Here is a 21,700-nt window from a genome sequence, read left to right on the forward strand (position 1 = left end):
GGCGGCAAAGCCCGAGAGCTTTAGGCGAAAATCGGGATGCCGCCGCTACGGCGGTATCCCGCATCCGTTAAAATCAACCGCCCTGCTTGATTTTTTCCAGCGCCTGTTTCGCCTCGTCCATGCCGTCGAACTTGGCTTTCGAATCCAGCGCTTTTTGTAAATGCTGTTCGGCCTTGGTTTTGTCATTCTGCTTAACATACAGCATGCCGATATGGAAGTTGGTAATCGGCGAATCTGGCGCCGCTTGCAAGGCCTTCGACAGCAGTTCCGCGGCCAGGTCCAGCTTATCCTGCTTGTAGGCTATCCAACCGACCGTATCCAGAAAGTTGGCGTTATTGGATTTTGCCAACGGCTCCGCCATTTTAGCGGCCCGCTCCAGATTTTCCGGGCTATCGGCATAATCGGACAAATAGCTGGCCAAATTATTGACCGCCAACGCCGACTGCGGATAGCGTTTATAAGCGTCTTCATACAAAGCCAGGGTTTTATCGTGTTCCCCGCCGGCATGATACAGTCTGGCCAAATCTTCCACCAATTCCATGGCCCCCTTGGTCTTTTCTATCCCCGCCGTATAGATTTTGATGGCTTCCGCCTTGTTTTTTTGCATTAACTCGGACAGAGCCAGGTTGCGGTAAGGACTGAACCATTCCGGCTTGATCTGCACGGCTTTGTTGAAAGCGGTCTTGGCATCGGCAAATTTCTGCTCGCTGAGATAAATACCGCCCAGCAAGTTATAGGCAATAAAATGATCGGGATATTTTTTCATCACTTGCTGCAACTCGGCAACCGCCTTGGCCGGCTGTTTTTGCGCCATGTAGGTTTTGACTATTTCAGTCAACGGCTCGATGGCATCCGGTTTTTTGGCCAAGGCTTGTTTCAAAGCCTCAATGGCGGCATCCAGCTTGCCCTCCGCCTGATAACCCAAGCCGGACATATAAAAACCGGACGCGTCATCGGGAAAGGTTTGCTGGACCTGCTTGGCGACCTCTTGGGCTTTATCCCATTGTTTTTTGGCTATTTCCAATTTGAATAGGCTTTCCAGGCCTTTACGGCTTTTCGGGTTGGCTTTCAGCAGTTCGGCGATTTGCTGCCTGGCCAGGTCTTCCTTACCCGCCTGCAGATGCAAGTTGGCCAAGTCCAAGCGCGCGGTTTCATCGCCCGGCGCGATAGCCACCACTTTTTCCATATTTTCCTTGGCCAATTCGGGTTCCTTATTGCGCAAATGCGCCGCCGCCAATAGTTTTAATACATTGGCGTTATTCGGTTGGTCAACCAATACCGCGCGAAAATCGCCGATCGCGTCGTCGATTTTATTTTCCGCCAAGGCGAACTGTCCGCGTAAGGTTAAGGCCTCGCCGTCCCGCGGATTGGCGTCCAACACTTCCTTGTTCAAAGCCTTGGCATCATCGACGCGTTTGTTGGCCGCATGAAATGCCGCCAGTTTATTGCGGGCCGATAACCCGTTCGGGCCCAATTTATCGGCGTCGATGACTTGCTTTAAGGTTTCTTCGGCCTTGTCGGCCTGTTTATTGGCCAATTGCAAGGATGCCAATTTAAATTTCAGCGCATAGTCATCGGGTTTTTGCTCGATTAACGGCAACAATTCCGCTATCGCCACTTCCACCCCGCGCTTTTCGACCAAGAAATCGATCAGATTGGTTTTGGCATTTTCGTTTTCGGGCAGCTTTTGCACCGCGTCGCGTAACGTCGCTTCGGCTTTATCCAGTTGCTGGGTACCCACCTGAAACAAGGCCAGATTTTTATAATGCTGCACTTCATTCGGCTGAATCTTGACGATGGACCCCAATAATTCTTCCGCCTCGGGGAGTTGCTTATTGCGGGCGTAAATACCCACCAGCATGGTACGCAGCGGCACGCTATCGGACTTTTTCTCTATTGCCTGCTTTAACAGCGTGACAGCCTCGTCCACTTGATTGTTTTTGACCTTGATGGAAGCCAGCATCAAGATAGCCGACGCATCGTCAGGGCTTTTTTGCAGGGCTTTATCGACGGAGGCAATCGCCGCATCGCTATTGTTTCTGGACATTTGCACGCCGGCATTCAGTACTAGGGCCTCGACATTGTCGGGTTCCTTGGCCAAGGCCTCGTTGGCCATTTTTTCGGCCTCGTCGATGGCCCGATTCAGCAATAACAGCTGCCCCACCCTGACCCGGGCCATGACATGATTTTCATCATTGGCCACCACGGTATTGTATTCTTTAAACGCCTTTTCTATTTTGCCTTGTTTGCTCAGGGTTTCGGCCATTTGAAAACGGCTTTCCCAATTTTTAGGGTCGATTTGCAGCACATTCTTGTACGCCAGTTGGGCTTTTTCGTAATCGCCGGCTTGATACAGTTGGCTGCCTTCCTCCATGTATTTGGCTTTACGTTCATCGGCGCCGTCGCAGGCCACCAGTCCGGTACTCAATACAGCAATGCCTAGATTTTTCAGAATAGTCTTTTTACTTGTCATGTACATCTCGATTCCATTTGCTACGGGTTTTTGGATTTGATCCGGGATAACGTTACTGCTTGTTCAATTTTAACTGATTTGGCGTTCGGAAACGGGCGGATTTACCCCAAATAACGGTGCCTTGGTGCGGCAAGTTGACGCAGCAGCACGGCTTTTGCCAAGCATTGCGCTGGACACCCCGGTTGGCAAGCGCTATTCTCGCGCTATCGAGAAAACCGCCATCCTGGAGCCCGTATGCCGCTGACCCCCGCGCAATTCCCCGCTTTGATAGCCGCAATATCCGCCACCATCAGCCAACATGCCGATAGCATTACCGAATTGGACCAAGCCATAGGCGATGGCGACCATGTATTCAATCTGCAGCGCGGCATAGACGCCTTGCAAAGCCACTGCGCGGAAATCGCCGCGCTGGATTGGCCGGCGGCCTGGCAAAAAATCGGCATGACGGTGATGGCGGCGATAGGCGGCGCATCGGGCTCTCTATACGCCACCTTATTTATCGGCCTGCACAAAAACACCAAGGACAAGCCGGCGGACCTGCGGACTTTTGCCGAGGCCTTGCCGCTAGCGGTGGAAGCGGTCAAGCAACGCGGCAAAGCGGATGTGGGCGAAAAAACCCTGCTGGACGTTTGGGTGCCGGTAGCCAAAACCCTAAGGCGGAGCGTGGCCGAGGGCAAGGATTTAAACGCTATTTTAGACGCGGTCTGCGCCGAGGCCGAAGCCGGGGTGGAAAGTACCCGCGATATGCTGGCCACCAAGGGCCGCGCCTCGTTTCTGGGCGAGCGCAGCAAAGGCCATATCGACGCTGGCGCCAAAACCGCTCAATTGATGATAGCGGCAATTGCCCGGCAAATCAGATCCACCGAATAACCCTGGCGGGCGGAAGCCATCTTCCGCCTTCGGTTATCGTATCCTTTAGCAGCCCCAGCGCAAGGCTGCGGTGTTGACGGGCGCATCCCACAAACGCAGCATTTCCTCGTCTAATAACGTCAGGGTTAGCGAACAACCGGCCATGTCCAGCGAAGTGGTGAAACTTCCCACCAGAGCACGCTGGATATTCAGGCCGCGTTTTTGCCAATATTGCCACGCCAACTCGTACACCAAATGCAACTCCACCAGCGGCGTAGCGCCGAATCCGTTCACATGCAATAAAACCGCCTGACCTGCCCCGGGATTCAATTCCTCCTGAATATGCCCGGCAATTTGCTCGACCATCTCGCTGGCCGTTACCAGTTTGCCGGTTTCCCGGCCGCGCTCGCCGTGGATGCCCACGCCTATTTCGATTTCGTCCTCCGCTATCTCGAAGGTGGGACGGCCCAATGCCGGCACGGTACAACTGCTCAAGGCAATACCCATGGAAGCCGTGGCGCCCACCACCCGGTCGCCCAGAGATTTACAGGCGGCCAAGTCGTAACCTTGCTCCGCGGCGGCGCCGACGATTTTTTCCACGATTACGGTGCCGGCCACGCCCCGGCGGCCGATCGGATGGTCCTTGGGCAGCGAAACGTCATCGTTCACCAATACGCTGGCATTCGGGCCTACGAGCATTTCGGCGGCCATTTCGAAATTCATGACGTCGCCGGCGTAATTTTTGACGATAAACAGTACGCCGGCCCCGCCGTCAACCGCTTCAGCCGCCGCCAGCATCTGGTCGGGCGTGGGGGAGGTAAAAATTTGGCCAGGACAGGCGGCATCCAGCATGCCGTAGCCGACAAACCCCGCGTGTAACGGCTCATGCCCGGAACCCCCGCCGGAAATCAAAGCCACCCTGCCCTTTTTACGTTGCTTACGGCAGACAAAGTTCGGTTCAGTATGTAATTCAACAATGTCGGCGTGCGCCTTGGCAAAGCCTTGCAAGCTGGTTTCCAATAAAGTGGCGGGGTTATCGATAAATTTTTTCATAGCTGTCTCCTTTTGTTATTGGCGCAGAGCTGTAGTCAGTTCCCGAATATCCCGCATCACCCAGGTCGGGGCGTAATCAAGCCGTTGCATATCGCTTTCGCGCGAAATACCGGACAAGACCAACACGCTGCGGATACCCGTCCTGACCGCGCCCAGAATATCGGTATCCAGCCTATCGCCAATAGCCACCACCCGTTCGGGAGGCAACGACAATATCGCCAATGCTTGTTGATAAATAATGGGGGCCGGTTTGCCGATAGTGATGGGCGAAACCCCCGTTGCCGCGGTAAGGGCCGCCAGAGTCGCGCCATTGCCGGGCAGAAAACCGCGCTCGGTCGGCAGCGTGACATCGCCGTTGCTGCCGTAAAAGTCGGCGCCGGCTTGAATGTGCAGCGCGGCGTTACATAATTTTTCCCAGGTCAAGGTTTTATCCAAGCCGCTGACGACCAGTTGCACGGCTTCCGGTTCCTGTTCGCCGGCTAATATGAAACCCTTATCCAGCAGAGGCTGCCTCAAACCGGCGCTGCCGATCACATAAACCCGTGTTTCGGACGGTTGATACCGCTCGGATAAATACAAGGCCGTGGCCATGCCGGACGTCAATATTTCCCGGATGCCGATTTCAACCCGCATGCCGGACAATTTGGCGACATATTGCTCCGCGGTAATACTGGCATTGTTGGTAGCCAAAACGAACGGCAGTTTCAAGTCTCTCAGCGTATCGAAAAATGCCGTCAATCCCGGCAACGCTTGCTCGCCGTGCCAAAGCACGCCGTCCATGTCGATGATGAGGCCGCCAATATCGGTAAAACCTTGCATAATGAATCTACATAGCAAAAATAAGTGGCACAGAATTGCATAAACGACCTGGGCTGTCCAGCAGGCCGCTTTATTCGAACTCGCCCGCATGAAGCCTGTGCGCGGACGCGCCATGGCAGCAGCGCGGGCTCGGCGTGCCGCTTGATTTGGCTAGCATTTTCTAAAAACCGGCGCATCGCTACAGCATGGACAACCAGGGATCCATTTTTATTGTTGACTTAACCGCAATAACCCTGTTTAATGCGCGGCTCTTGACGGGCCCAGGTAGCTCAGTCGGTAGAGCAGAGGACTGAAAATCCTCGTGTCGACAGTTCGATTCTGTCCCTGGGCACCATCTTTCGATGCGGCATTTTTGCCGGATTCCGGCTCCATGGCCGGTCCGAGCTCGCCTTCTCTCCACCACTTCAAATCAAAGCCGGATCCGCGCCGTCAGCTCCGCTCCAGCACCATTGCCACCGCCGCCGCGCGGGTCGACACGCCCAGCTTTTCGAAGATATGCTCCAGATGCTTGTTGACGGTGCGCGGACTGGTATTGAGGATGATGCCGATCTCTTTATTGGTTTTGCCGCGGGCTATCCACATCAGAATTTCCGCCTCGCGGAAGGTCAGTTTCAGCTTGCCACGCAAAGCCTGTAAGTCCCACTCGGCATTGTTCTCATCGCGCTGCAGCAACAGCATGTATTCGTCCGGATGTTCGCAAGCGCGGATACTGGCGGTAAACCCCGGCGTCAGACACTGCTCGTCCGACTCGGCATGGGTACGCTCCGAGCCCTGCCGCCAAGTTTGAAACCAATCCAGCATTTTGCCGGGCAATAGATCCTTTACCCGGCAGGCCTGTTGCAAACCTTGCCGGGCGTTGAAGTCGGCCAGCCAGACTTCGGCGGCCGGCGTCAGCCAGCCTATCCTCCCGACGCCGTCCACCGCCACGGCCGCAAATTCGCCATTGGCCAGCAATTGTTCGGCGCGCCGCAGGTTGCGGGTTTGGCTTAAATGCACCTCGATGCGCGCCAGCACTTCGGCCGGCCGGATCGGTTTGACGATGTAATCCAGCGCCCCTTCGCCGAATCCGCGCAACAAGTCGTCCAATTCGCTGAGGCCGGTCATGAACAACACCGGAATGGCGGCAGTCTCGGGATCGGCTTTCAGCCGGGCGCAGGTTTCGAAGCCGTCGATACCCGGCATCATCACATCCAGCAGAATGATGTCGGGCTTGACGTATTGAATTTGTTCCAGCGCCGCGCTGCCGTCTATGGCCACCAATACCCGGTAATGCGCGTCCGCCAAGGTATCCGACAACAGCGCCAGATTGCCCGGCGTATCGTCGACTATCAACACCGTGCCGTTGTGAACGGAAGCTTCCATCATCGTCGCGTCTCCTGTATGGCGGGCATATCCAATAGTTTCCTGATCTCGGCTATCCGGAAGGCGTTGGCCAGTCCCTTGAGTTTTGCGAAAAACGCCGCGTAGTCCGGCTCGGTTTCGCTCAGTTGTTCAAGCGTCTGTTTCAAACCGTGCATATCGCCGATACGCACCAAGGCTATGCAAGGTTCCATCAGTGACAGCGGCGGCGCCTCTATGGCTGTAGAACCCGGCAGGGGTTTGGCCGGCCGCTTGTCCTGATATAGCCATTCCAGCACCAGATGCACTTTCAATTTTTCCAACAGTTCATCCACGTTAATGGGTTTTGAGAGGAAATCCGTGCAGCCCGCGTTCAGGGCGGCGAGGCGGTCGGTCGGGTACGCATTGGCGCTTAACACAACCACCGGCATGCACCAGCCTTGCTGGCGCAATTGAATCGCGGTTTCGATGCCGTTGATACCGGTCATGGAAATATCCAATAGAACCAAATCGGGCGGATTTTCGGCGACCTTGAGCAAACACTCTTCGCCCGAGCAGGCTTCGGTTAAATAAAACCCCAAGGGTTCCAGCATGGCCAGCAACAATTCCCTATGCTCGCGCTGGTCGTCCACCAGTAGTATTTTGCGGCGGCGGCCCAGATAACCGACGATTTTGGTATCGGCGTTGGGTTCGGCTTCGGCGCCGAGGCTCGGCAACAACAACCGCACGCTAAAAGTGGAACCCTCGCCGGGCCGGCTTTTCACCGTCAACTCGCCGCCCATCAGCTCGGTCATAATCTTGCTGATGGTCAAACCCAAGCCGCTGCCGGCCTCGGCGTTACCGGTAGGATTATTCACCCGGGTAAACGGCTGAAAAATATTCTGCAATTGTTTTTCGTCGATGCCGCTGCCGGTATCGATTACTTGAAAATTGGCCACGCCGCCGCTATAACCGATGCGCAATATCACCTCGCCCCGCGCGGTGAATTTGACCGCATTGCCGAGCAAATTCATCAAAATCTGCCCTACCCGCTTTTCGTCGCCTCGCACCCGTTCCGGCAGCGTATTGACATACTCGCATTTGAAGCACAGGCCTTTCTGTTCGGCTTGGGCCTGAAAGCTGTGCTGCAGATGTTCGATAAAATCCGGGAAGTGAATGGGTTGATACTTTAGGTCGAACTTGCGGGCTTCGATGCGGGCAATATCCAGAATGTCCTCCACCAGCGAACATAAATGCTCCCCGCTACGTTTCAGGGTTTCCACCGCCCGTCTGCGGTTGTCCGGTATTTCCGGGTCGTTATGCAGAATATGCGCATAGCCGAGAATGCTGTTCAGCGGCGAGCGAATCTCGTGGCTCATGCTGGACAAAAACCGGCTTTTGGCCTGATTGGCGCTGTCCGCCATTTTCATGGCCTGCTGCAACTTGCTGTCGGTCTTTTTGTGGTTTTCGATTTCCTGCAACAACAACTGGGTTTGTTTGGCAGTTTCCTCATGCGCCACCCGCCGGCTTTCCGCGCTCAGAATCAGCAACCAGGTACATAAGCCGATAAACACCAACAACGCTGCGTAGATTTTAAAAAAATTATAAAGCAGCAAATCGAAGGCGGCCGGATTCTGCTGTACGCTCAACAAATCCTGATAATAAATAATGCTGACGAAAATGCCGGTCAATACCGACAGAAAGGAAAACATCAACACAAAACGCAACAGGCGCAGCCGCGCATTCAGGCTCATCGCCGCCGGCAAAAAGCGCAGCGCCACCCGCTCCAGATAATCCTCGAAGCGGAAGCCGGTCTTGCAGACATCCAGGCAACGCGCGTCCAGCGTGCAGCACAAGGAACAAATGCTGCCGGCATATGCCGGGCAATGGGCCATGTCTTCGTGCTCGAAGTGGTTTTCGCAAATCGAACATTTAGTCTGTGAGTGAGCGTTACCGGCTTCGCGGTCGCGGGCCAGATATTGGCGTTCCCGCGCCAGCCAGGCCACGCTGGGCGTCACGACAAAGGCCAGACCCAAGGCAATGAAGGCCGAAAAAGCCTTGGGATATTCGCCGAACAGTCCCACATAGGCCAGTATGGAAATCAGCGAGGCAATCGTGGTGGAAATAATCCCGACCGGATTCAGGTCGGTCAGATAGGCGCGTTTGAATTCGATAATCTTGGGGCTGAGACCCAGCGGCTTGTTGATCATCAATTCCGCCGCCACCGCGCCGATCCAGGCAATCGACATATTGGAAAATAGCCCCAGCACTTTTTCCAAGGCGCCGAACACGCCGAATTCCATCAACAACAGCGCGATCAATACATTAAAAACCAGCCAGACCACCCGGCCAGGATGGCTGTGCGTCAGCCGCGAGAAAAAATTGGACCAGGCCAGCGAACCCGCGTAAGCGTTGGTGACATTGATCTTGATCTGGCTCAGCACCACGAACAGCGTGGTCACCGCCAAGGCCCATTGCGGGTTTTCGAACAACTCGTTATACGCCACCAGGTACATTTGGGTAGGCTCATGGGCGTGCTCCGGGCCGATGCCGTGCCGTATCGCCAAATGCGCCAACAAGGCCCCCGCCAGCTGGCGCATCACGCCGAAGACGACCCAACCCGGCCCTGCTGTCAGCATCGCCGTCCACCAGCGTAGCTTATTGTCGGGGGTTTTATCCGGCAAAAAACGCAAAAAATCCACCTGCTCGCCGATCTGCGCCACCATGGAAAACGCCACGGTGGCCGCGCTGCCGAACAGCAACCATTCGAAACCCTGCCCGCTGCCGGCTATCCAGAAATAGCTTTCCAAGGTTTGCAGCGCTTCCGGCTCGCGCATCGCCACCGCCACATACGGCGCGATCAACAACAGCAACCACAGCGGCTGAGTCCATAACTGCATGCGGCTGATGGTGGTGATGCCGAAGGTCACCAACGGAATCACAATCGCCGCGCTAACGATATGGGCTATCCATAAGGGAATATGGAAATACAGTTCCAGCGCCAACGACATGATCGAGGCTTCCAGCGCAAACAGCGTGAAGGTAAACGAGGCATAAATCAGCGACGTCACCGTGGAACCGATATAGCCGAAGCCGGCGCTACGGGTCAGCAAATCCATATCGATATGATAGGTGGCGGCATAATAACTGATCGGAAAACTGGTGATGAATATCACGATGCCCACGATCAAAATCGCCCAAAACGCATTGGTAAAGCCGTAATTGATGGATAAAAACCCACCGATGGCCTCCAGCACCAAAAACGACGTGGAGCCGAACGCGGTATTGGCCACCTCGAACTCCGACCACTTGCGGAAACTGCGCGGCGCAAACCGCAACGCATAGTCTTCCAGGGTTTCGTTGGCAACCAGGGCGTTGTAGTCGCGGCGAATTTTGGTGATGTTTTGGTGGATAGATTTCATGTGGTTTTTGGTGTCGCTAACGCGACGGACTTTTTAAGTCGGGTCTCGGCCCGACAGCCGAGTGACTTTTCTTTGCTTGGCCAAAGAAAAGTCACCAAAAGAAAGGCCACCCGGATTCCGCCTGATTCCTGTGCTTTTACGAAAACCATCCGTGGTTTTCGCCCTGCGGGCCAGCCTATCGGCTGTTCAAATTTTCTCCCGGCAAATTTGTCGCTTTTGACGAGGGTTTTCGAAGGGCCATCCCTGGCCCTGCGAAAACGAGCGGTATCCATGCCGCTCCCCTATCGGGCCCTATTCGCCAAAAGCTGTGATGCTCGGGGCGGAATAACGGGAGGAAAACCTTCCCGCTATCAGACGGATTTGGGTCAATCAACAAAACGAAATTCGTAGGCCAGAATAAGCCGATAGGCGTTTCTGGCGTTCCACTTCGCCGGAAACGCTACGCTTATTCCGGCCTACATGGCTGTTTCGTGCCCACGCGGACACCTCATTCCCCCGCAACCAAATTATCATCCACGTTGCCGCCTCCCCAATCCAATGGATAAACGCCTTGATCAACATAACGATGAAACGTCGAATAAGGCCATTCTTTAACCTGTTTACAATAGCCGTGCTTGACCGGGTTGAAATGCATGTAATCCATATGCCGGGTAAAATCGTTTTCGTCCCGGATTTAATGCTCCAATACCCCCGCTGCCATATCGTCGATTCCCGATGTTTTTGTTTCGAAGGATTAATCCAATCCGCCCGCCGATATTCGTTTGCGCATGCCACGCTCACCCGCCGTTTGAGCACCGCCCAACGCGTGGCAAAATCCGCATCGCCGGGCGGTAAGGTCCAGATCGTATGCAAATGATCCGGCAGCAACACCCATGCATTAATGGTAAATGGCCGTTTGGCCCGCACCGCCGCAATCGCATTACGCAAAGCCTCGCGTATCGGCGCATCGCACAAAATCGCTTGCCGCCGATACGTCACCACCGTAAAAAAATACGTTGCACCAGGTGTTTGCGACCGGCGGTAACGGGACATTGTTTTCGGCGGTTATGTCGTGACGGTTAATTCAAGCGTTATGGTTTATTCCGCGTGGGCACGAACAGCATGTGCCCACCCTACGATGCTAGTCAAAGTGACCGGTATCAATAGCGATTGATACGCCTCCCAACGTCGGCAGCATCCTACAACATAATCCGAAACACGACTTACAAAATCATCGACCAACTTTTCTCACGCGATGGGGTTATTCCCCTGATGCCGCGCCGAGCACCGAAGGGTTTGAGCGGAATAGCCCGCAGGGGCGATGCAGGGATGCATCGCGTTTTTCGTAGGGGCTGGGAAGCCCCTTCGGAAAACCCCGTTCAAAGCCTTCGGCGCGCAGGATTAACGCGGCATGGTGCCGCCTTTCTTTTGGGTACTTTTCTTTGGCGGAGCAAAGAAAAGTACCTCGGCTGTCGGGCCGAGACCCGACTTCAAACAACCGTAGCCCCAGCGACACAATACCTACCTACGTTCATGCCCAAACGTAAATATCACCGGCGTCCCCTGATTATGAATAATAATTTCCTTCTTCACCTCGACATTATTCGGTTTAATCGCCGTGGCGGCCGCATCGCCGGCCGGCACAACCGGCACTTCCTTCACTTCCACCCGCACGTCCGGCATCCATTTGGGTTTAAACAGACTGGTGTGAACGCGCGTTTGGCTTTGCGGGCGCGGCAGGTCTTCCAGTAAATTCAAACAAGCCGTGCTGATTTGATCGACCAGTTTGTCGGTGACGTGCGCCTGTCCGTGCTCGGCACTCAGCGCGTGAGCGCTGAAGGTGGATTTAGCTTCGGCGATCACCGCGCCGTTGTCGCCGCGGCGAAATACGCATTCGACCGGTAGCACGTCGGCCTTCTGAAAATCCATGGCCCGCGGATCGGAATTGCCGCTGGAAAACGAAAACCCCACTGGCGTGTCGCCATGCACGATCTCGCCGACTTGGGCCTGCAGCCTATGGCTATAGGGCCCGTGCTCCGGAAACGGATATTCCCATTCCGCCAGATTGCCGCGCACCCGGGCGGCAATCTCTGGCGCGGATAACATAAAGCCGAACTGTTGCAGATTCTCATCCGCTAATTCGAATTGAATCGCGTTGATACTGTCACCGCCTACCGGCGTATCGGCCAAGGCGCTGGCCGACATCAAAGCGCCGATCAACATACCCAATCGGGCGGCGCGCGTTATAGAGCAAATCTTCATATTCATTCTCCCCAAGTTGCTTCGCACTGTACGTAAGCCGGGATTTTACGGCCATACGTCAAATAACTGATCAGTCATTCGCCCGATTGTGGGAAGCGTGAACAAATTCAAAAATCTGTCCCGAAGTTTTTAAACGCCAAGGCCGTCCGGTCATGGCAGGTTTCAATCCAGATAGGGGATACATGATGAATGGGTTTAAGCAACAGACAGCAGGGAGCCGGCAAAACCGGCTATTGACCGGATTGGCGGTAACCGCGTTGACGATGGGCTACGGCAGCGATGCGACGGCGGGCGCGACGTTCAAAATCGACGACACAAAATGGGTCAGCGTCGGCGCCGGCTTGCGTACCAGCTTCCGGGCCCAGGACAGCGCGGCGGGGGCGAACGGCGAGAAATGGAACAACGATTTCAATCTGGATAACATCCGTTTATACATCAACGGCCAGATCCACAAATATCTGAAAGTGGAATTCAACACCGACTGCCAAACTTGCGGCAACGGCGGCGAGGTGCGGGTGCTGGATGCGATCGGAAAATTCGAAATCACCCCTTACGCGAACTTGTGGGTGGGCCGGATGCTGGTGCCCGCCGAACGCCGGGAAATGAACGGTCCTTTTTACAGCGCGGTATACAACATTTTCTCTGCCGGCACCCCGTTCGAACCGGCCGATTACAATGTGGTGATCAAATCCGACGGCACCTCGGCCGGTTCCTTCGGCCGTGACGATGGCGCCACGTTCTGGGGCGCGGCGTTCAACGGCCGCTTCCAATACGCGGTGGGTTTCTTTCGCGGCTTGCGCGGCGGTGCCAACGTCAACGACAACATCCTGTACGCACAACGCTTTGCCTACAACTTCTGGGAAGTGGAGAAAAACCCCGGTTATTACACTTCCGGCACCTATTACGGTACCGGTGGCGATATTTTAACCGTCGGCGTTTCCAACCAATACCAGGAAGACGGCGCCGGCATCACCACCGATTCCGGCAATTTTCGCGGCACCACCGTGGATGTGTTGATGGAAAAAGTTCTGTCCGGCGGCGGCGTGGTGACCGTGAACGGCGAGTACAAAAACTACGGTATCTCCGACGGCTATAGCCAGGCCTCTCGCGATGCCGGCGGCGGTTTCGACATGTTCGAGGGCAATGCTTTCGACGCCAGCGCCATGTACCTGTTTCCGCAAAAAGTCGGCATCGGCCAATTTCAGCCTTACCTGCGTTACGTTAACGTCGAACCCCACGCCAGCGCCAGCCGCGAAGTCTACGAAGGCGGCGTCAACTACGTCATCGACGGCCACAACGCCAGAATCACCTTGAGCTACCAATACGGCGACCTGCTGACCAAGGGCCTCAACTACAAATCCACCGCCGCCGGCGAAAGCGTCAGCCAAATGATGCTCGGTTTCCAATGGCAAATCTAAGCGTAGGGTGGGCATCGCCTAGATGCCCACCCTACGCAAAACCGGCGGCATATCGCCAAGATTTCTTCCCGACATAGGACTATAACGATGAAAATACTAAGCAATTCCTTCCATAAACTGGCAACCGCCGCGGCGCTGTCCGCCGCGCTGTTGGCTACTGCCGGCTCGGCACGCGCCGAAGAAGACACCATCAAGGTCGGCGTGCTGCACTCGCTGTCCGGCACCATGGCTATCAGCGAAACTACGCTGAAGGACACCATGTTGATGCTGATCGACGAACAAAACAAAAAAGGCGGTTTGTTGGGCAAAAAACTGGAAGCGGTGGTGGTCGACCCGGCCTCGAACTGGCCGTTATTCGCCGAAAAAGCCCGCGAGTTGCTGACCAAGGACAAGGTGGCGTCGATCTTCGGCTGCTGGACCTCCGTATCGCGTAAATCCGTGTTGCCGGTTATCGAGGAACTGAACGGCATCCTGTTTTACCCGGTGCAATACGAGGGCGAAGAATCCTCCAAAAACGTGTTCTACACCGGTGCGGCGCCCAATCAGCAAGCGATTCCGGCCGTCGATTATTTGATGAACGATTTAAAAGTGGAACGCTGGATTCTAGCCGGCACCGACTACGTTTATCCGCGCACCACCAATAAAATTCTGGAAGCGTACTTGAAAGCCAAGGGCGTCAAAGAGAAGGACATCATGATCAACTACACCCCATTCGGCCATTCCGATTGGCAAAGCATCGTCGCCGATATCAAAAAATTCGGCTCGGCCGGCAAGAAAACCGCCGTGGTGTCCACCATCAACGGCGACGCCAATATTCCTTTCTACAAGGAATTGGGTAACCAGGGCGTATCGGCGCAAGACATTCCGGTGGTCGCATTCTCGGTCGGCGAGGAAGAATTGTCCGGCATGGACACCAAGCCGTTGGTTGGACATTTAGCGGCCTGGAACTACTTCATGAGCGTGGACACCACCAAAAATGCCGCCTTCATCCAACAATGGAAGGACTACATCAAAAACCCCAAACGCGTCACCAACGACCCCATGGAAGCGCATTACATCGGCTTCAACATGTGGGTGAAAGCGGTCGAGAAAGCAGGCACCACCGACCCGGATGCGGTACAAAAAGCCTTGATCGGCGTCGAGTTCCCCAACCTGACCGGCGGCATCGCCAAAATGTTGCCTAACCATCACATCAGCAAACCGGTGTTGATCGGCGAGATTCAGGACGACGGCCAATTCGTCACGGTCTGGCAAACCAATAAGGTGGTTGATGGCGACGCCTGGTCCGACTACCTGCCGGAAAGCAAACCCATCATCGCCGACTGGACCGCACCGATCAGCTGCGGCAATTACAACACCAAAACCAAAAAGTGTTCAGGCCAAAATTACTAAGCCGTTTAACCGGTGGGCACGATGTGCCCACCCTACCCCGGACTTTAAAACTCCAAGGGTGGAAGTAAGGATAAAGACAGGACTTAGGCTGGCGCTAACGGCAAGCCGAACGCTCATTTCACCAGGACATGACGATGACGACAAACCACTTCGAAAACGATTTAAAAACACTGCCCATATCCGAGCCGGTTGCCGGTTCGTTACGGCGTAACGGCGCTGTTTTCAAATCGCTTTTACCGCAAACATGGGCCACGCTATGGCTTATGTTTTTTTTAGCCTTCTGCGTCAACGCGGCGGCGCAGGAAACCGCGGATACATTGCCGCAGCCCTTGGAGCAACTGCGTATCGGCAGCATGGCCGAGCGCGAACAGGCCATCGAGCAATTGGGAGAAGACGGCCGTAACTTGAAACTGCTGCAAGCGCTGCAGGATGGGCAACTGATGGACTGGAAGGCCGATTCGCGTCTGGTGATCGCCAGCGAAAGCGCCAAGGGTTACAACCTGCGGGACCCATTCGACGGCAAGGCGGTACTGGCCGATGTGGAGCGCGACGCGGTCGGCAAACTTAATCTCACCAACAAACTGCGTAGCGTACTGCGCAAGGCCGTCGGCGGTTTGCAACTGAATGCCGATTCCGCCGATATGCGGCTCGAAGCCGTCAAGGCGATTGCCAAGGATGCCGACGACAAGGCCCTGCAAATGTTGCGCAAACGCTTGGAAAAGGAACGCGATGCCGCCGTTTTGGCGGCGATTCAGGAAGCATTATGGCTGCAAGACATCAATAGCGACGATAAACCGGCCCGCTTGGCCGCTATCGAGGCGCTGAAAAACATCAACAATCAGAGTGCCTATAACCGTTTACGGGAACTGGCCGAACCGGACGCGGTGGCCGATCCCGAAGTGGCGGCACAGGCCAAGGCGGCGGTGAAAAAAATCGAAAGCCGCTTGCAAAACTACGCCGCCATCGAAACGGTTTTCTTCGGTCTCAGTCTGGGCGCGGTGCTGGTGCTGGCCTCCATCGGCCTGGCCATCACCTTCGGGGTAATGGGCGTTATCAACATGGCGCACGGCGAACTGATGATGCTGGGCGCCTACACCACTTATGTGATGCAGCAACTGCTGCCCAACTACTTAGGCACGGCATTGATTTTGTCGATCCCGATGGCCTTTTTGGTCGCCGCATTGGTGGGGGTGGCGATCGAACGCGGCATCATCCGTTTTTTGTACGGCCGGCCCTTGGAAACCCTGCTGGCCACCTTCGGCGTCAGTTTATTTCTGCAACAAAGCGTGCGTTCCATCTTCTCGCCGCTGAACCGCAGCGTGTCGACGCCGGACTGGATGAGCGGCTCCTGGCAAATCAACGATTTTTTATCGCTGACCTGGAACCGCTTTTACATCCTGGTCTTCTGCCTGCTGGTATTTACCGCCCTGCTGCAAATCCTCAAGCGCACCAAACTGGGCCTGGAAGTACGGGCGGTGGCGCAAAATCGCGGCATGGCCAAGGCCATGGGCATACCAACCGCGCGGGTGGACGCGATGACCTTCGGTTTGGGTTCCGGCATTGCCGGCGTGGCCGGGGTGGCCTTGAGCCAGATTACCAACGTCGGCCCGAACTTGGGTCAGGCCTACATCGTGGATTCTTTCATGGTGGTGGTGTTCGGCGGGGTCGGTAATCTGTTCGGCACGCTGGTAGCGGGTTTCTCGCTGGGTATCGCCAATAAGTTTCTGGAACCTTACGCCGGCGCGGTATTGGCCAAGATTCTGGTGCTGGTGTTCATCATTTTGTTCATCCAGAAAAAACCCCGTGGCCTGTTCCCGCAAAAAGGCCGGGCGGCGGATGGTTAAACACGTTAACTGTAGGCCGGAATAAGCGTAGCGTTTCCGGCAAGTCAGTCCGGTTTTCGCCGGAAACGCCTATCGGCTTATTCCGGCCTACTGAACACGTAGGGTGGGCACGCCAAGTGCCCACGCGGAACAGATATCAACAGCGGGGAATCCCCCCACACAACGCGACGGAACCGATATGAACTTTTTAAAACAAGACAAAACCTACGCCTCGGTGTTGATGGCGCTGGCGGCGGTGACGCTGATCATCCCCTTCTGCAATCTGATTACCTCCGCAGATTCGCCGCTGCATTTTTCCGCCTATTCGGTTTCGCTGATCGGCAAATACCTGTGCTTTGCGCTGCTGGGCCTGTCGCTGGATATGGTATGGGGTTATGCCGGCATCCTGGTGCTGGGCCAAGGGGCTTTCTTCGCCTTGGGCGGCTATGCGATGGGCATGTATCTGATGCGGCAGATCGGCACTCGCGGCGTGTACGGCAACCCGGAACTGCCGGACTTCATGGTGTTTTTGAACTGGAGCGAACTGCCCTGGTATTGGTACGGCTTCGAAAACTTCGGTTTTGCCATGCTGATGGTATTTTTAGCGCCGGGGATATTGGCATTCGTATTCGGCTGGCTGGCCTTCCGCTCCCGCGTCACCGGGGTTTATCTGTCGATTATCACCCAAGCCTTGACCTATGCCTTGCTGCTGGCTTTTTTCCGCAACGAAATGGGCTTCGGCGGCAACAATGGCTTGACCGATTTTAAAGACATCCTGGGTTTCAATATTCAATCGGAAGCGGTACGTTCCATGATGCTGCTGCTGACCGGCTCGAGTCTGATCGGTGCGCTATTGTTGTGCCGCTGGATCGTGGGTAGCAAGTTGGGCCGGGTGGTAACCGCGATCCGCGACCAGGAATCGCGGGTGCGCTTTTTGGGCTACCGGGTGGAATTGTTCAAACTATGGGTGTTCGTATTCGCGGCCATGCTGGCCGGCCTGGCCGGCGCGCTGTATGTGCCGCAAGTCGGCATCATCAACCCCAGCGAATTCTCGCCGCTGAATTCGCTGGAAATCGTCATCTGGGTGGCGGTCGGCGGACGCGGCACCCTGTACGGCGCCATTATCGGCGCGGTGCTGGTGAATTACGCCAAAACCGTACTGACCGGTTTGATGCCGGACGCCTGGCTGTTTTGCCTGGGCGGCGCCTTTATTCTGGTGACGCTGTTGCTGCCCGACGGCATCGTCGGCTTGCTGCATCGCCGAATCAAACCCAACCTCACCCTTAACGCTAGCGGAGAGCAGCCGGCATGATGATCACGGCCAACATTACTCAAGAATCCGGCGCCAGCCTGCCGTTGGACGGCGAAGTCGACACCCGCCACGGCCCGATTCTGTACCTGGAAGATGTCAGCGTCAGCTTCGACGGTTTCCGGGCGCTGAATCATTTATCGCTGTATATCGACGACGGCGAACTGCGCTGCCTGATCGGCCCCAACGGCGCCGGCAAGACCACTTTAATGGATGTGATTACCGGCAAGACCCGCCCGGATACCGGCGAGGTATTTTTCGGCCAGACCATAGACCTGCTGAAGATGGACGAACCCGCCATCGCCCAGGCCGGCATCTGCCGCAAGTTTCAAAAACCCAGCGTGTTCGATGCCTTGACGGTGTTCGAAAACCTGGAACTGGCCCTGAAAACCGATAAACGCACCTGGCCGACTCTGTTCAGCAAACTGAACGGCGAGCAATGCGAGCGGATACAGGAAGTCATGCTGTTGATCGGTTTGGCCGGCCTGAAAAATCAATTGGCCGGCATCCTGTCGCACGGTCAGAAACAGTGGCTGGAAATCGGCATGCTGTTGATGCAGGAACCCAAGGTCATGCTGGTCGACGAGCCCATCGCCGGCATGACCCACCAGGAAGTCGAGCGTACCGCCGAATTGTTGCTGTCGCTGCAAGGCCGGCATTCCATCGTGGTGGTCGAGCACGACATGGAGTTCGTCCGCAGCATCGCCCGCAAGGTGACGGTATTGCACGAAGGCTCGGTTTTGACCGAAGGCAGTATGGACGAAGTGCAAAACGACCCGCGCGTCATTCAGGTTTATTTGGGGGGATAATGTTAAACATCAGCGCATTACAACAATTTTACGGTGCCAGCCACACCCTGTGGGATCTTGATTTACAGGTACCGGCCGGCGCCTGCGTCTGCCTGATGGGCCGCAACGGCGTCGGTAAAACCACCTTGTTGAAAGCCGTCATGGGCCTGATCCCGGTACAGGATGGCAGCATAAACTTCGACGGTGTGGAACTGGCCAAAGCCAAGGCCGAATCGCGCGCCGAACTGGGTATAGGCTACGTGCCGCAAGGCCGGGAAATTTTTCCGCTGCTAACCGTGGAAGAGAACCTGAAAACCGGTCTGCGCGCCGCCAACAAACACGGCATCAAAAAGGTCCCCGACCATATCTTCGAGATTTTCCCGGTGTTGAAACAAATGCTGAAACGGCGCGGCGGCGACCTGTCCGGCGGCCAGCAACAACAACTGGCCATAGGCCGGGCGCTGGTACTACAGCCCCGGTTGCTGATTCTGGACGAACCGACCGAAGGCATACAACCCAATATCGTCAGCGAAATCGGCGACGTGATTATTCGCTTGAACAAATCGCGCGGCGTGGCCACCCCGATACCCAAACCGGAAGCCGGCGAAATCCATCAGGCCATCGACCGCATCCACAAAGAGCTGGGTGTAACGGTGTTGCTGGTGGAACAAAAACTGCCGTTTGCGCGCAAGGTCGCCAATCAGTTCTGCATCATGGACCGGGGGCGGCACGTGGCGGTGGGGGCGATGAACGAACTGGCGGATGACATGGTGAAGCGGTATTTGACGGTGTAAACGCAATTAAATCCATTGGGGGAACTTATGATGAATTCTGAAAAATATCTATCGGCTTTCGGCGCCTTGCTTTTGGTCTGGTCGATGCGCAGCGAAGCACACGACAGTCACGAGGCCATGATGCAAGGCGGCAACATCCTGCAATTGACCCGCGCATTAATCCATCCGGTATTGGAAATTCCATATCTACCGGCGCCGCTGATTGGCGCATTGATTTTGGGTTTGGTGCTTGGGCCGGTTATAGTGCACATAGCTCGGCGCCGGATAAGTTCTATCCCGGCTCGACCCGCTATTAAATTGAAAACAGCCCTCGCGCCGAAGGCTAATAACTGTAAATAAACCACCTCAACGCCATGCGCCCAGACTTCGCTGTCTCACCCAATTCTGATGCCATAAACGCTTCATCGGCATGGGAAGCGGAATTGAGTTTGGGCTTTGCACAACGCGGCGACAAAACCGTATTGGCCAAACGCGAACATCGCGGCCCGTTGACCGTGCAACGCCCCTTCTATCCGGAAGGCGGCGTCTGTCATGTGTACTTGCTGCACCCACCCGGCGGCATCGTGGCCGGCGATCAGTTAAGCATAACCGCCACTGTCGAACCGGATGCGCAGGCGCTGATCACCACCCCGGCCGCCGGCAAGTTTTACCGCAGCGGCGGCGGCGAGGCACGGCAGAACGTGAATCTCCAGGTCGCCGAAAACGCCAGCCTGGAATGGCTGCCGCAGGAAACGATTGTTTACGAAGGTGCGCGGTTAAATTCGACCATGAGTATCGACTTGGCCGATCAGGCCCACTTCATCGGCTGGGAAATATTAGCCTTGGGCCGCCCGGCTGCCGGCGAAGGCTTCGAAAACGGCACCGCCAACTTAAACTGGCGCATCAGCTACGCCGGGCGCTTGCTTTACCTGGAACGCTTGCGCCTGGATGCGGAAGCGTTTCAAGCCCGCTGGGGTTTGTTTGGGCATTCGGCATGCGGGACGCTGTTTGTTTATCCGGCTACGGCTTGGCAGTTGGCGGCGGCACAGGAATTGATTGGTGACGAGGCTAATCGCGGGGTGACCTTGATTGAGGGTTTGTTGATTTGTCGGGGCTTGGATAGGCGGGCGGATTTGTTGAAGGGTTTTTTTGAGAAGGTTTGGGGATTGGTGAGGGTTGATGTTGTTGGGAAGGCGGTTTGTGCGCCGAGGATTTGGGCGACATGAGGTTTTGTTTTTGCTAGGTTTTCAGCTCCCTCTCCCCTTTGTGGGAGAGGGGCTTTGTGTCGCTAGCGCGACGGCTTTATTTTAATGTCGGGTCTCAGCCCGACAGCCGAGGTACTTTCTTTTGCTTGCCCAAAAGAAAGTACCCAAAGAAAACGGCACCCCATGCCGCTTGAGTCCTGCGCTCCGAAGGCTTTGAACGGAGTTTTCCGAAGGGGCTTCCCAGCCCCTGCGTAAAACGCGATGCATCCTTGCATCGCCCCTGCGGGCTGATCCGCTCAAACCCTCCGGTGCTCGGCGCGGCATCAGGGGGTTAAACCCGTCGCGCGAAGAAAAGTGGTTGGATAAATTTGTATTTTGGGTATCAAGTTCTATTGTAGGATGCCGCCGACGTTAGGAGGCGCATCTGTCGCGAACGATGCGCTTCACTTCGTTCAGCACATCCTACGACCCTAATTTGATACGGCGGGAAAATTTGCCAACATTGGGCATTAAATCTAGGACTACCAAAGTCATGACAAAAGACGTACGAGCCTTATATCACTATACAAGTATCAGTGGATTTAAGGGAATCATTGAAAGCGGTTGCATTCACGCAACAAACATCAGGTATCTAAATGACTCTCAAGAATTTGTTTTTGGGTTAAATTATTTATCCGAATTCATTAATAATAGACATATCGATCTTGATACTACTACTTCAAAAAACTCTCGACTTTATGACCACTTTGTTGAAGGCCTTTTAAGAAAATCATTATTTGAGTTTAAAAACAGAAGGAATTCGATTGATTACTTTTTAA

16 protein-coding genes, 1 tRNA gene and 1 pseudogene are annotated in these 21,700 nt (G+C 55.3%); 11 read left to right on the top strand and 7 right to left on the bottom strand.

The window, feature by feature from the left end; translation table 11 throughout:
- Positions 1-73: 73 nt before the first annotated feature.
- A complete protein-coding gene (locus tag NP596_RS11850; protein ID WP_256615574.1) occupies positions 74-2,473 on the bottom strand; it encodes a tetratricopeptide repeat protein in 2,400 nt (799 codons plus the stop codon).
- Between the two features lie 234 nt (positions 2,474-2,707).
- Between NP596_RS11850 and dhaL the strand changes: the two genes are divergently transcribed.
- A complete protein-coding gene (gene dhaL / locus NP596_RS11855; protein WP_256615575.1) occupies positions 2,708-3,343 on the top strand; it encodes a dihydroxyacetone kinase subunit DhaL in 636 nt (211 codons plus the stop codon).
- 45 nt (positions 3,344-3,388) lie between these two features.
- Here dhaL and dhaK read toward each other — a convergent pair whose 3' ends face one another.
- On the bottom strand, positions 3,389-4,375 hold the full coding sequence (gene dhaK / locus NP596_RS11860) for a dihydroxyacetone kinase subunit DhaK (protein WP_256615576.1): 987 nt from the start codon (positions 4,373-4,375) through the stop codon (positions 3,389-3,391).
- Positions 4,376-4,390: 15 nt separating this feature from the next.
- Complete coding sequence (locus NP596_RS11865) at positions 4,391-5,194, bottom strand: HAD-IIA family hydrolase (RefSeq protein WP_256615577.1); 804 nt, start codon at positions 5,192-5,194, stop codon at positions 4,391-4,393.
- A 258-nt stretch (positions 5,195-5,452) separates the two neighbouring features.
- On the opposite strand from NP596_RS11865, the gene NP596_RS11870 reads away from it, so the two are divergent.
- Positions 5,453-5,528, top strand: a tRNA-Phe gene (locus NP596_RS11870).
- Positions 5,529-5,623: 95 nt separating this feature from the next.
- Here the strand turns inward: NP596_RS11870 and NP596_RS11875 are convergent.
- The 4 genes and pseudogenes from NP596_RS11875 to NP596_RS11890 form a co-directional block, all read right to left on the bottom strand.
- Positions 5,624-6,559, bottom strand: a complete 936-nt coding sequence (locus NP596_RS11875; RefSeq protein WP_256615578.1) for a response regulator transcription factor — start codon at positions 6,557-6,559, stop codon at positions 5,624-5,626.
- The gene (locus NP596_RS11880) at positions 6,556-9,933 is read right to left on the bottom strand and encodes a hybrid sensor histidine kinase/response regulator (protein ID WP_256615579.1); all 3,378 of its coding nucleotides are present in this window, start codon (positions 9,931-9,933) and stop codon (positions 6,556-6,558) included. The genes NP596_RS11875 and NP596_RS11880 overlap by 4 nt, the downstream gene beginning before the upstream one ends.
- A 487-nt stretch (positions 9,934-10,420) precedes the next feature.
- Positions 10,421-10,965: pseudogene (locus tag NP596_RS11885) on the bottom strand (REP-associated tyrosine transposase).
- A gap of 468 nt (positions 10,966-11,433) precedes the next feature.
- On the bottom strand, positions 11,434-12,174 hold the full coding sequence (locus tag NP596_RS11890) for a hypothetical protein (protein ID WP_256615580.1): 741 nt from the start codon (positions 12,172-12,174) through the stop codon (positions 11,434-11,436).
- 185 nt (positions 12,175-12,359) lie between these two features.
- Between NP596_RS11890 and NP596_RS11895 the strand changes: the two genes are divergently transcribed.
- The 9 genes from NP596_RS11895 to NP596_RS11935 form a co-directional block, all read left to right on the top strand.
- Positions 12,360-13,592 carry a hypothetical protein gene (locus tag NP596_RS11895; RefSeq protein ID WP_256615581.1) on the top strand — a complete coding sequence of 411 codons (1,233 nt, stop codon included), beginning with the start codon at positions 12,360-12,362 and terminating at the stop codon, positions 13,590-13,592.
- Positions 13,593-13,679: 87 nt separating this feature from the next.
- A complete protein-coding gene (gene urtA, locus NP596_RS11900) occupies positions 13,680-14,984 on the top strand; it encodes an urea ABC transporter substrate-binding protein (protein ID WP_256615582.1) in 1,305 nt (434 codons plus the stop codon).
- 134 nt (positions 14,985-15,118) lie between these two features.
- Entirely contained in the window at positions 15,119-16,828 is a 1,710-nt protein-coding gene (gene urtB, locus NP596_RS11905) for an urea ABC transporter permease subunit UrtB (protein ID WP_256615583.1), read from the top strand.
- Between the two features lie 178 nt (positions 16,829-17,006).
- Positions 17,007-18,119, top strand: a complete 1,113-nt coding sequence (urtC, locus tag NP596_RS11910; RefSeq protein WP_256615584.1) for an urea ABC transporter permease subunit UrtC — start codon at positions 17,007-17,009, stop codon at positions 18,117-18,119.
- Complete coding sequence (urtD, locus tag NP596_RS11915; protein ID WP_256615585.1) at positions 18,116-18,925, top strand: urea ABC transporter ATP-binding protein UrtD; 810 nt, start codon at positions 18,116-18,118, stop codon at positions 18,923-18,925. The genes urtC and urtD overlap by 4 nt, the downstream gene beginning before the upstream one ends.
- Positions 18,925-19,698, top strand: a complete 774-nt coding sequence (locus tag NP596_RS11920) for an ABC transporter ATP-binding protein (protein ID WP_256615586.1) — start codon at positions 18,925-18,927, stop codon at positions 19,696-19,698. The genes urtD and NP596_RS11920 overlap by 1 nt, the downstream gene beginning before the upstream one ends.
- A 30-nt stretch (positions 19,699-19,728) precedes the next feature.
- The gene (locus NP596_RS11925; protein ID WP_256615587.1) at positions 19,729-20,037 is read left to right on the top strand and encodes a hypothetical protein; all 309 of its coding nucleotides are present in this window, start codon (positions 19,729-19,731) and stop codon (positions 20,035-20,037) included.
- Between the two features lie 14 nt (positions 20,038-20,051).
- Positions 20,052-20,903 carry an urease accessory protein UreD gene (locus NP596_RS11930; protein WP_256615588.1) on the top strand — a complete coding sequence of 284 codons (852 nt, stop codon included), beginning with the start codon at positions 20,052-20,054 and terminating at the stop codon, positions 20,901-20,903.
- A gap of 511 nt (positions 20,904-21,414) precedes the next feature.
- Positions 21,415-21,700, top strand: a 286-nt coding sequence (locus NP596_RS11935; protein ID WP_256615589.1) for a hypothetical protein, incomplete at its 3' end; no start/stop codon positions are given.

The sequence above is a fragment of the Methylomonas rivi genome (assembly GCF_024505165.1).
GTDB classification, from domain to species: Bacteria; Pseudomonadota; Gammaproteobacteria; order Methylococcales; family Methylomonadaceae; genus Methylomonas; species Methylomonas rivi.